This is a genomic window from Microbulbifer maximicatervae (SeqCode) (assembly GCF_052467225.1).
The window spans coordinates 3,521,802-3,533,911 of the sequence record NZ_CP174303.1; the positions used below are offsets into that span (position 1 = coordinate 3,521,802).

Below are 12,110 nucleotides of genomic sequence, written 5' to 3' on the forward strand. Positions count from 1 at the left end.
TGGAACAGTTAAGAGTAAAGCGGGGATTATAGCGAAAAGAAACAAACGAGACGCCAGTTCTATAGAGAAATCAGAACTGCTGCAGGCGAAACTCTTTCTCTTTCCTGGCACAAATGCCAAAACGACCTAACTTCTGCACCAGCTCCGCCTTTTCAGCTTCGGTGAGGAACTCCCCGACTTCAAGGCATCCCTCAGGACCACTAAAGTTAACCGAAGCCATTTCGGTAGCACTGCTCCCCATCCTTACGAGTACTGCCAACTTATCGCGGGCGAACTCCCGGTGATACACCGTTTGCTGCCTGAACCCCTTACAGCAATCCAGAATTACCAACTCCTCATTGATGCGTATTACTTCTCTGCGGGTCCCTTCGAGGTACACGTAGGTAAATAGGATGCCCAGCAGGATCATTTCAAGCCCGGCAAAGGGAAGAATCATCCAGGCTCCCGCCATCGCAAAAGCGAGACTGATTCCAAGGGATACCCCAACCAGGGAGAAAAACACCCACAGATTGCCGGAGAGGGACAGGGACTGGTTAGGCTGCAGCAGGATACAGGCGCAACGGGCGGTGTTGCGGCCAACTTCAGTGACCATAGCAGGGACATCCGGCAGATATATAAAATCAGTGTAGTGCCGATGGCGGCAGCTCACACGAAGATACTGACCGGGAAAGTTTCCTGGTCCGGGCCGGGGTTTACAAAATTCAGGCATAAAAAAAACCCACACCTCAGTGTGGGTTTTTGGGAGAGGTCTGCGGCCAAGGCCTGGGACCTGTCACTCCCTATTACGGCAGCAGGTGTGCTACTGCATCACGCTCTTCCGCCAGCTCCTGCTCGGTAGCAGACATTTTCTCGCGGGAGAAGTCGTTGATGTCAACGCCTTGAACAATTTCCCAGTCGCCGTCTTTGCAAGTGCAAGGGAAAGAGTAAATCAGGCCTTCCTGAATACCGTAAGAACCATCGCTGAATACAGCCATGCTGGTCCAGTCACCTTCAGCGGTGCCCAGAGCCCAATCGCGCATATGGTCGATGGCAGCGTTGGCAGCGGAAGCCGCAGAGGAAGCACCGCGCGCCTTGATGATAGCTGCACCGCGCTGTTGAACAGTCGGGATGAAGTCGTTTTCGTACCATTCCTGCTCCACTTTATCCATGGCTGCAGCACCGGAAACCTTCACTTGGTGCAGGTCTGGGTACTGGGTGGAAGAGTGGTTGCCCCAAATGGTCATATGGGTGATGTCGTTAACGCTGGAATCAGTTTTGTTTGCCAGCTGAGACAGAGCGCGGTTGTGATCCAGACGGGTCATCGCGGTGAAGTTACGCGGGTCCAGGTCTGGCGCATTGCGCTGAGCGATCAGGGCATTGGTGTTAGCCGGGTTGCCAACAACCAGTACTTTTACGTTACGAGAAGCAACGTCGTTCAGGGCTTTACCCTGTGCAGAGAAGATAGCAGCGTTAGCTTCCAGCAGGTCCTTACGCTCCATACCCGGTCCACGGGGACGCGCGCCTACCAGCAAAGCGTAATCTGCATCTTTGAACGCAACAGTAGCATCATCGGACTGAACGATACCCACGAGCAGCGGGAAAGCGCAGTCTTCAAGCTCCATAGCAACGCCTTTCAGCGCTTCCAATGCCGGAGTGATTTCCAGCAATTGCAGAATAACCGGCTGATCTTTGCCCAGCATTTCGCCAGAGGCGATGCGGAACAGCAACGAATAGCTAATCTGACCGGCAGCGCCGGTAACAGCAACACGTACAGGTGCTTTCACGATAGTTCTCCCTCGTTTGTAAGCGGCCGCATTATAGGGCCTCGCGAGTAAATTTCATCTTACACAAGCGAAATAGCGGCTCAATTTGTATGACAAAACCTCTCAGACTGTATTGGACACTCTTTGCGAGTGTTTATGTCAGCGCCAATTCCCGGTAACGCGCCTGCAGTGCCTTGTAAACCTGGTCACTGTAATCAGCAGCAGATGAGTCCAAAAGTCCGGCAATTTCCGCTAGGTGTTCATTGTCTTCACGGCCCGCCCAGTTTTTTACATAGCTGCCATCTTTGTAGCCGTTATCCTGACGGAATCGGTTGAGTACATTTTTACCAACATATCGCTGGTACAACTCAGCAAAAGACATTTCTGCATCGGCCAGTAGTTGAGCAAAGCCAGCAACGTCAAACTGTTTGGTGGCCAGGGTGTTCAAGGTGAAAGACTCGAGGTTTTCACGGAAATCACCCGCCGTACGCTCGGAACCGGCAAACTCCTTCAGCATGATCTCAGCCACTTCCTGCGGAGAGCCTTTTTGCAATTCAAGGCTCAAACCAAAATGCCAGATATCCACCAATTCAAGCTTCACCTGATCCATTTCTGGAAGTTGCTTCTTCCACCACTTCCAACCGTAATGGTCTAACAACTCTGCACTTTCTACCCAAATAGCGCGGTACCAGGCAAAGTTTTGCTCACGCCAGTTTTCATTTACTACTGTATTAATCTGGTCTTGCAGAGTCAGCATGACTTGCAACTGCTGCTTCATCATAGGGGAACATCCAATAGACCCGGATCAAACTGCCCGGGGGAATAATCTGAAAAAGTTTTCTGAGGTGATTTCGGCCAGCTCTTCGTAGGGAATACCGCGTAAATCAGCGATAAATTCTGCCACTTCACGCACATAGGCCGGAATATTGGGCTTACCCCGATAGGGCACTGGAGCCAAATAAGGGGAGTCAGTCTCAACGAGCAACCGATCCAAAGGCAGCCTGCGGGCGACATCCCGCAGCTCCTCGGCATTTTTAAAGGTCACGATGCCGGACAAAGAAATATAATAATTGAGATCCAGGGCAGCCTTGGCCATATCCCAGCTCTCGGTAAAACAGTGCAGAACACCTGCAGTATTGGTATTACCGTGCTCTTTAATGAGAGCGATAGTATCTTCCCGCGCATCTCTCGTATGCACAATAACCGGAAGCTCTGCCTGCCCTGCCGCTTTCAGGTGTGCAATAAAGCTTTGCTGCTGGATTTCCTGGGTGTCAGTGCTGTAGTAGTAATCCAGGCCTGTCTCCCCCAATGCAACAACATTGGGCTGGTTAGCCATTTCTACCAGTCGCTCAACATCCGCCATGCCAGAGTCGACATCCAGCGGGTGCACACCAACGGAACAGACTACGTCCTCGTAGCGGGATGCGATTTCAACAACCGCATCGGCGTTTTCCAAACTGATACCGACACAGAGGAACTTGCCAACACCGCGACTGCGGGCCAAGTCCAATACAGCATCCAGATCGCCATCAAATTTATCGAGCTTAAGTCTGTCCAGGTGACAGTGAGAATCAACAAGCATTAGAGAGTTACAACGTATGGGTTGGGCGGCTGGATTCTAAGGTTCCCGCCAAGTGAGTTTCAATCTTGTTTTGCGCGATATTGTCCTTATCGCCAAACTGAACTCCGATTCCGGGAGTGCGGTTGCCTTGAGCACCATTGGGGGTAATCCAGATCACTTTACCGGCAACCGGAATCTTTTCCGGCTCATCCATTAAGCTCAGAAGCAGAAAAACCTCATCGCCAAGGTTGTACGATTTATCCGTACTGATAAACAAGCCACCATTCTTTACGAAGGGCATATAGGCCGCATAGAGCACAGATTTATCCTGGATTTTCAGTGACAGGATGCCGTTGCGGGCACCGCCTCCCATGGCTTTCATGGACAACCTCAATGTTTATATTTCTAAATGATGCGCTAACTTATCTAAGCCCGCTGCCTGTGTCCAGGCAACGTCAATTACCCTACCCGACTTGTGCAAGACGCCTAAGCAAAAAGCTTCGCCCAACGAATAAATAATTCTTCCAGCAGCAAACGACGATTGGGGTTAGCTGTGCCCAGTAACCCTTTCCGCGCCTGAAGCAAATGATCGTAGAACGCAAATACTGGCTGCAAGCTTTGCTCACTCGACCCCGGCAACCTCTGCAAAAGAACCATTAGCTGGGCATCTCCACTGAGATCACAACTGCGAATCTGCACCATCTGGGTTAACCAGTGCTGCCAAAAAAGCAGTAGCTGAACCAATTCAACACCCTCGGCCGGTGTTTCCCAACGGCCCGCTGTAGAGACTGAACTTGCCGTACCCTGAGCTACAGCAACCAAATCTTTAAAAAACTGCTCGCGTACTTCTCTCGACTTGGGCTCGGCCAGCTCCGCCGCCAATAATGGTGCCCCGCCTGCCAGAGTTAAGACACGCTGTGCCAGCGGCTCTTCCAGTCCATTGCTGTATAGCCACTGTAGCGCCACCTCTCCAGTTGGGGGCGGAAAAGCTATAGATTGACAGCGACTTCGAATGGTTGGCAAAAGGCCTGTGGGCGCATCGGTGATCAACACAAAGATAACGGAGGGTGCCGGTTCTTCCAGGTTTTTCAACAGGGCATTGGCTGCGTTGACATTCATCGCCTCCGCCGGCGACAAACAAACCAGACGCGCCCCGCCCCGCCCACTGGTGCGGGAAACAAAGTTGCCCAGCTGACGGATCTGTTCCACTTTCAGCGGGCCACCGGGCTTTTCAGGTTCAACTTGCAGGAAATCAGGATGCGAGCCAGCCATCCACAACCGACAATCCTTACACTCTCCACAGGCCTGACCTGCCCTTGGTTGTTCACATAGGGCCAACGCGGTAAAAGCAGCCGCGAATTGTCGCTTTCCCAACCCCTCCGGGCCAGTCAGCAGCAAAGCGTGCGGGCAGCGGCCCGCCTGCAACTGCAAGCCCAACCGCTGCCATTGCTCGGAGTGCCAGGGAAGAGGTACCGGTATCGATTTATACTCAAAAGTTTCAGGCACAGACATCAGCCACAATTCTTATCATTTAAAAATAGATTCTGGGGCAAGATAGCTTAAAGCAACAGCTCCAATTGCTTGGCTAGATCCATCTGCACCTGTTCCAGAGATTGACCGGCATCCACAACCGCGTAACGGGCAGGCGCAGCTTCAGCTCGATCGCGATAAGCCGCACGCACCCGCTGAAAAAACTCCAGATGCTCACTCTCAAACCGATCCGCTTCCCCAGTGCGTGCAGCTCGCTGTAGCCCCACTTCTGGGTCGAGATCCAATAAAAGCACTTTATCTGGGCGCAAATCCCCTTGAACTGTCTGCTCCAACTGCTCGATCAATTGTCGATCCAGTCTGCGACCACCGCCTTGGTAGGCATAGGTAGCATCGGTGAAGCGATCACAGATCACCCAATCCCCACGTTTTAAGGCGGGCAGTATAACCTGGGACAGATGTTGCGCGCGGGCGGCAAACACCATCAATAATTCCGCCGTGGGATCAACGGATTCATCCCGTTTGGCCAATAACAGCTCGCGCAGCTGTTCTGCCAATGGGGTGCCTCCCGGCTCCCGGGTTTGGATAAAGTTAATATTGTGCTTTTTGAGCCACTCGGTGATGAAGAGTAAATTGGTAGATTTCCCCACCCCCTCTACACCCTCGAGGGTGATGAACTTGCCGTGCGACACTAATTCTTTCCTTTTGCCGGACTCGAGCGGTAATCCGCGCGCCTTTTCAGCTGATACTCCCGCACCGCACGATTGTGCTCTGTCAGAGTCGCTGAGAAATGATGAGATCCATCCCCTTTGCCAACAAAATACAAGCTCTTGCCGGGCTTTGGATTTAAAGCGGCCCGAATTGCCGCTCGCCCAGGTAGGGCAATCGGCGTAGGGGGAAGGCCATTAATAACATAAGTATTATAAGGTGTTGCCTGGCGCAGGTGTGTACGGGTCAGATTTCCGTCAAAGTCCTCACCCAAGCCGTAAATTACGGTGGGGTCTGTCTGCAAGCGCATACCTTTATTCAGCCTGCGTACAAAAACACCGGCTATTTCACTGCGCTCAGATGGCTGCCCTGTCTCTTTCTCGATAATTGAAGCCATGATTAAGGCTTCATAGGGCGACTTATAGGGCAGATCATCCCCTTTTGATTGCCACTCCTCATCCAGTACCTTCTGCATCCGATTATAGGCCTGACGCAGCAGCTCAATATCTGTGGTACCGGACCGGTAGACGTAAGTATCCGGGAAAATCCAACCCTCGACCTCATCCTCCTTTAAACCCAAAGCCCGGGCAGCGGCACTGACATTGCTCCCCTCTTCGGACTGAACGATTCTTTCACCGGAGCGGATTTGTCGCAGGGCCTGGCGAAAGGTCCAGCCCTCTAATAGCGTAATGCGATAGCGGGTAACTTCACCGCGATTCAGGCGCGCAATCAAGTCCCGGGCGTTACTGCCAAAGGGAACTAAATACTCGCCGGAATGGATTTCTGTTGTGCCCTCCCAGTAGGCATAGGCGAGGAGTATTTGCGGCCACTGGATTATCCCTTCGCCCTGCAAGCTTCGCAGCGTCCGGGACAAACTTCCGCCCTTTTCCACCTGAAGCGTAAGCCCATCTTGTGCAATTGGCAGGGGGGATTCCAAGGCTTCCTTTGCCACGTATAGAGAGGTAACTGCAACCAAGCAGGCTAATACCAGCCCACCAAATAACAGCTTCAACACTCTCCAAGCGAAACTCGCTTGCTTTTTCTTCACCACAATTTATCCAATATCAGCTTCTGTAGCTTGCGGGTCTCGACACCCACAGGCCAATTTTTGTAACCGATTACCTCTACTACCGGTAATACACCTCGAACACTGTTGCAGAGAGCCAGCTCATCGGCCTCACAGAGCTCGGAAAGCCCCATGTCTTCCTCTTGCCAGTGGATATGGCTCGAGAGCCACTGCCGCATCACACCATGAACACCACACCGGTGCAGGGATGGAGTCATCCACTTCCCGCCAAATCGGGCCAGGATATTACAGCGCAGGGTTTCGATGACCCTTCCCGCCGAATCCAGCATCAATCCATCGAGAAATTGACCCACCGGCAGCTCTGCTTTTGCCGCATTATATCGGTTACGGAGTAAAGTTTTGCAGCCCTGGTTCGAATTACTACCGATCGGCAAGCTCGTCGAACAAGGGAAAAGGCTAGTGCCCACCTGCCCCTCAGCAGTTTCAATCAGCGGCCGCAGCACCAAATCCCAACATTGCTGCCCGCGCACACTGCCAACACGCAGGCGCGCAATCGCCTCAGGCCAGCGACAGCCGGCTGTCAATTTTAACGTCGACTGCTCAATTTCTCCCAGACAGGCCTCATCCAACACTCCCGAACGCTCCAGGCGAGCGCGGTGGAAAGACCAAAGCGGTAGACCTTTGTTGTGACAGCGCATTGTTTCGAGGATTCCACCCGAGTAATCAGCATCATCTGGTAACTGATCAACGGCCAGCCCCCGAAAGTACATTTGAGGTAACTGGTACATGGAGCTCCCAAGGCAGGTGTGCCCACCTCGCGGTGGGCACGGGAATCAGACTCGCTTGAATATCAGTGACCCATTGGTGCCACCGAAACCAAAGGAATTGGATAGGACTGCATTGATTGCCATTGGCTGGGCCTCTTGGGGCACCAGGTTAATACCGGCACAGGCCTCATCCGGGGAGAAGAGATTGATAGTTGGGGGCGCAACCTGGTCGCGCAATGACAATACCGAGAAAACGGCTTCAATAGCGCCGGCAGCCCCCAGCAGGTGACCGGTCATCGACTTGGTAGAACTCACAGCGAGGGAGTCCGTCACCCCCGCGAATACTTTTTTAACCGCCAGGATCTCAGCTGTGTCTCCCAGCAGAGTAGAAGTACCATGAGCATTGATATACTGGATATCACTTGGGCTCATACCGGAATCTCTCAAGGCATTTTCCATTGAGAGAGCAGCGCCAGCGCCATCTTCCGGAGGAGAGGTCATGTGGTGGGCATCACCGCTCATACCAAAGCCAGCTACTTCTGCATAAATCTTGGCTCCGCGAGCGATTGCATTTTCGTACTCTTCCAAAACGAGTACCGCAGACCCTTCGCCCAGTACAAAACCATCACGGTCTTTATCCCAGGGGCGGCTAGCTGATTGCGGATCATCATTGCGGGTGGACAGCGCCCTTGCCGCACAGAAACCGCCGAGCCCTACCGGGGTGGTAACCATTTCTGCACCACCACATACCATCACATCGGCATCACCGTGCTGAATCGCACGAACTCCTAGGCCAATCGCATGGGTTCCTGTGGTACAGGCTGTTGTCACCGCCAGATTGGGGCCTTTGAGGCCATATTTAATCGAGAGGTTACCCGCAACCATATTAATGATGGCGCCAGGTACAAAGAAAGGTGATACACGGCGAGGGCCTTTTTCGGCAATCAGCAATGAATTATCTTCGATAGCCAGGATACCGCCCATACCAGAGCCAATACAGGTACCCACGCGCGGACCCAGCTCTTCGGTTACCTCCAGGCCGCTATCTTGCATAGCCTGAATACCGGCCACCAGTCCGTACTGCAAGAAAGTATCCATCTTGCGCGCTTCTTTTGCGGGCATGTATGGCGTGGGATCAAAATTCTTTACAGTAGCGGCGAAGCGGGTTGAAAAAGCCGAGACATCAAATGTCTCAATCGGAGCAGCACCATTAGCTCCCTGTAGTACCCCAGACCAAGTATCCTCTAGGGTGTTACCTAACGGGCTAACGACTCCCATTCCGGTTACAACAACTCTTCTTTGCGACACTGCGCTCCCCCCTGAAATTTTCTGCTACCGTCCTTCACCAATGTAGTTAAAAGAACAACATCCGGTCAGCAGTCACAATTCCGTAGTACCAATAACAAGAAAGCCGCGCTATGAAACATAGAACGGCTTTCAGAATCGCTCGGCTAGGTACAGCATATTGAGCTGCCCGTGCCTAAACTACCCAGCAGGAATTAACCAAGGTTATCCTTGATGTAATCCATTGCCAGCTGAACAGTAGTGATTTTTTCAGCTTCTTCATCGGGAATTTCAGTTTCGAATTCCTCTTCCAAAGCCATAACCAGCTCAACTGTGTCGAGTGAGTCAGCGCCCAGATCTTCAACAAAAGAGGCTTCAGGCTTAACGTCTTCTTCCTTAACGCCCAGTTGTTCAGCAACGATCTTTTTAACGCGCTCTTCAATGCTGCTCATGATTCAATTTAACTCCTAGTGGGTAAAAATCTGTTTTAGTCGCTATTGTTTTTCACCGTATCCAATGTTGTTGGTGATAACGACCGGCTCACACAGCTTTTGGATAATTCAGAGGCCATTGTACCCCAAGTTTTTCGGGATGTAATGTGCGGCCCCTCAACACCATCAGCAAAAACATAAATATCTCTAAAATCAATAAGTTAAAGAGACATTTTGAAACACAAACTACGCCATGTACATACCGCCATTGACATGAATTGTCTCGCCGGTGACATAGCCTCCCGCATCACTCGCCAGGAAGGAAACCACCGAAGCGATTTCTTCCGGCTTCCCGAGCCTCGCGAGAGGAATCTTACCCAGAAGCAACTCGCGTTGCGCTTCAGGCAAGACTTTTGTCATATCAGTATCAATAAAGCCGGGAGCTACGGTATTAACCGTGATTCCTCGGGAGCCCACCTCTGAAGCCAGGGAGCGGGCAAAGCCTCCCACACCAGCTTTGGTCGCTGCATAATTGCTCTGACCGGCATTACCCATACTTCCTACGACGGAGCTGATATTAATAATCCGTCCCCATCGCGCCTTGGTCATATCGCGCAGGCAAGCCTTACTCATGCGATAGACCGCGGTCAAATTCGTATTGACGACTGAATCCCACTCGTCATCCTTCATGCGCATCAACAAGTTGTCCTTGGTGATGCCAGCATTATTAACCAATATCGCAGGAGCACCAAACTCATTTTTTATCGCTGCATGAAGCTCGGAAACACTTTCCGCATTGCCCACATCCAGAACTTTACCGGCACCTGCGATACCGGCTTCTGCGAAGCGGGCGCTTATTTTTTCAGCACCGGATTCGCTGGTGGCAGTACCAATAACTGTGGCACCCATTCCACCGAGCATATCTGCAATTGCCGCACCAATACCGCGACTTGCACCTGTCACCAAGGCAACTTTACCCTCAAGGGACATCTGTAAGGTCATTCTCACTTATCCTTATTCGACTTCTGGACTACTTTTTGAGCGATTTATACCGCTGTAGCTCGCAGAGCTTCATTAAAGTTACTGGGGCTATCGATTGCGTGACAGGAAACACTTCGATCGACACGTTTGATCAGGCCAGACAAAACCTTACCCGGACCACACTCAACCATTTGCTCCACTTCGGAGCCAATAATTTTTTGTGCGCAGGCAGTCCAGCGAACCGGGCGATAAATCTGCTCGATCATCAGGGTCTTAATTTTTTCCGGATCCGATTCAAGCTCAGCGTGGACATTGTGCACGATGGGTATTTCTGGCGCGTTAAATTCTGTCGCCTCTATTTGAGGGGTCAGCTTTTCCGCCGCGGGACGCATCAGCTCAGTGTGGAATGGAGCACTGACCGGAAGAGGCATAGCCTTCTTTGCACCGGCAGCTTTACAGGCTTCGATGGCGCGCTGCACCGCCGCGCTACTTCCCGCAATAACAATCTGGCCGGGAGAGTTGTAATTCACCGCAGCGACTATTTCACCCTCAGCAGAAGCAGCACAAGCTTCTTCGACAGCTGCGTCATCAAGACCGATGATCGCAGCCATAGCGCCCTCCCCTACGGGAACCGCCTCTTGCATCAAGCGGCCGCGCTCGCGAACCAAATGAACCGCATCTTTAAATGCCAGAACGCCAGAGCACACCAGTGCTGACCACTCACCCAAACTGTGGCCGGCCATGAATGCAGGCTGGGCACCGCCGCGAGAGCGCCACATGCGATAAAGGGCAACACTGGAAGTCAGTAAGAGGGGCTGGGTACGCTGGGTGAGATTAATGGCTTCCTGCTCGCCATTCTGGCACAGGTCCCAGAGGTCATAGCCGAGCACATTGGATGCTTCGGCAAAAGTGGCCTGAATTTCAGGCGCCTCTTGGGCAATCTCAGAGAGCATACCTATTTTCTGGGAACCCTGCCCCGGAAAGACAAATGCGAGTGCGGCATTGGTCATAAGATATCCTTAACCTAAATGTGGCTGATTTCAGTAAGGGAAAACTGCTTTTTACCCTTCATCCATGGAGCGTCTTTCGCCGGATTGTGCCATAGCGGCATCGACCCTGGCTGCCAGGTCAGCATCGGCACACTCCTTCGCCGTAACCATCGCCCGATAAAAAGCTTCGCTGCTGGCACCGCCGTGACTCTTGATCACGTTGCCCTTTACCCCTACAAAGCTGGCGCCATTATAGCGAGCAGGTTCCACCTGTGTACGCCATTTTCGCAACAGCTTTATGGCCAATTGGCCAAAAAAACGCTTGAAACACCCTCTTTTCTCGATTGTGAACGCTTTTTGACCCATTAGTCGAATCACACCCTCGGCAGATTTCATCGCGACATTACCCATCAGGCCATCGCAAACAACCACATCTACCGAGCCGGTAAAAATATCATGCCCCTCAACAAAGCCAACATAATTGACCCCGGGGTCCGCATCGAGCAGTTCCGCTGCACGGCGTATTTCGGCGCTACCCTTATGTGCTTCCGCCCCAATATTGAGCAGTGCCACCTTTATATCCTTCACACTCTTGCGGGCAGTATGAATCCGCTGAGCCTCAATCCCCATACGGGCGAACTGAAGCAAATCCTCAGCACTGCAATCCACATTGGCACCAAGGTCCAAAAGATAGCAGGAACCCATACCCGAAGGTACAGACTTACCGAGCGCCGGCTTCCTAACACCTTGGATATTACCGAGAATACTGCGACTCAACGCCAACAAGGCGCCGGTATTGCCGGAGGTAACTGCAGCTTGCACATCTCCCGATGCAACACTCTTCAGGGCCATCGCCATGGTTGAATCGCGCTTATGGCGAACAGCCTGCAGCGGATTGCACTCTTGAGTGATGACTTGCTCGCAATGGATAATTTCGAGACGGCGGGTAACGCGGCGGCGATGGCGTTGCAGCTCTTGATGAACCAGAGCTTGAAGCTCTGCGCGCGGACCAAATAGCTTTAGCTGCGCTTCAGGGAAGTTTTGAAGAAATCTAATACATGCCGGAACGACAGAGCGGGGACCTAAGTCCCCGCCCATTGCATCCACGGCCAATCGCAATTGGCTGGACAAA

14 protein-coding genes are annotated in these 12,110 nt (G+C 52.3%); all 14 read right to left on the reverse strand.

All coding sequences use genetic code 11. The features are described 5' to 3' along the window. Positions 1-70: 70 nt before the first annotated feature. The 14 genes from ACJJIZ_RS15390 to plsX all read right to left on the reverse strand — a co-directional run bounded on the left by ACJJIZ_RS15390 (position 71) and on the right by plsX (position 12,109). A complete protein-coding gene (locus ACJJIZ_RS15390; RefSeq protein ID WP_413662277.1) occupies positions 71-709 on the reverse strand; it encodes a DUF2244 domain-containing protein in 639 nt (212 codons plus the stop codon). A gap of 73 nt (positions 710-782) precedes the next feature. Continuing rightward, complete coding sequence (locus ACJJIZ_RS15395; protein WP_444914003.1) at positions 783-1,763, reverse strand: malate dehydrogenase; 981 nt, start codon at positions 1,761-1,763, stop codon at positions 783-785. Positions 1,764-1,896: 133 nt separating this feature from the next. Continuing rightward, positions 1,897-2,520, reverse strand: a complete 624-nt coding sequence (locus ACJJIZ_RS15400) for a dUTP diphosphatase (protein ID WP_444908414.1) — start codon at positions 2,518-2,520, stop codon at positions 1,897-1,899. Positions 2,521-2,547: 27 nt separating this feature from the next. Beyond that, positions 2,548-3,324 (reverse strand): TatD family hydrolase, encoded by a 777-nt coding sequence (locus ACJJIZ_RS15405; RefSeq protein WP_444914004.1) that lies wholly within the window; start codon positions 3,322-3,324, stop codon positions 2,548-2,550. A gap of 7 nt (positions 3,325-3,331) precedes the next feature. Then, positions 3,332-3,685, reverse strand: a complete 354-nt coding sequence (locus tag ACJJIZ_RS15410) for a PilZ domain-containing protein (RefSeq protein WP_413662279.1) — start codon at positions 3,683-3,685, stop codon at positions 3,332-3,334. Positions 3,686-3,789: 104 nt separating this feature from the next. Next, positions 3,790-4,815, reverse strand: a complete 1,026-nt coding sequence (locus tag ACJJIZ_RS15415; protein ID WP_413662280.1) for a DNA polymerase III subunit delta' — start codon at positions 4,813-4,815, stop codon at positions 3,790-3,792. Positions 4,816-4,862: 47 nt separating this feature from the next. Further along, entirely contained in the window at positions 4,863-5,483 is a 621-nt protein-coding gene (gene tmk, locus ACJJIZ_RS15420; protein ID WP_282932477.1) for a dTMP kinase, read from the reverse strand. Beyond that, positions 5,483-6,514, reverse strand: coding sequence for an endolytic transglycosylase MltG (gene mltG, locus ACJJIZ_RS15425; RefSeq protein WP_444916211.1), 1,032 nt, complete (start codon positions 6,512-6,514; stop codon positions 5,483-5,485). The genes tmk and mltG overlap by 1 nt, the downstream gene beginning before the upstream one ends. Before the next feature lie 29 nt (positions 6,515-6,543). Continuing rightward, a complete protein-coding gene (locus ACJJIZ_RS15430; protein WP_444914005.1) occupies positions 6,544-7,314 on the reverse strand; it encodes an aminotransferase class IV in 771 nt (256 codons plus the stop codon). Positions 7,315-7,359: 45 nt separating this feature from the next. Beyond that, complete coding sequence (fabF, locus tag ACJJIZ_RS15435) at positions 7,360-8,601, reverse strand: beta-ketoacyl-ACP synthase II (protein ID WP_444914006.1); 1,242 nt, start codon at positions 8,599-8,601, stop codon at positions 7,360-7,362. 191 nt (positions 8,602-8,792) lie between these two features. Next, positions 8,793-9,029, reverse strand: coding sequence for an acyl carrier protein (gene acpP, locus ACJJIZ_RS15440; RefSeq protein ID WP_020415205.1), 237 nt, complete (start codon positions 9,027-9,029; stop codon positions 8,793-8,795). 225 nt (positions 9,030-9,254) lie between these two features. Next, positions 9,255-9,998, reverse strand: coding sequence for a 3-oxoacyl-ACP reductase FabG (gene fabG / locus ACJJIZ_RS15445; RefSeq protein ID WP_444894745.1), 744 nt, complete (start codon positions 9,996-9,998; stop codon positions 9,255-9,257). A gap of 56 nt (positions 9,999-10,054) precedes the next feature. Further along, entirely contained in the window at positions 10,055-10,999 is a 945-nt protein-coding gene (fabD, locus tag ACJJIZ_RS15450) for an ACP S-malonyltransferase (protein WP_444913259.1), read from the reverse strand. 51 nt (positions 11,000-11,050) lie between these two features. Beyond that, a complete protein-coding gene (gene plsX, locus ACJJIZ_RS15455; RefSeq protein WP_282932473.1) occupies positions 11,051-12,109 on the reverse strand; it encodes a phosphate acyltransferase PlsX in 1,059 nt (352 codons plus the stop codon). Position 12,110: the final 1 nt, after the last annotated feature.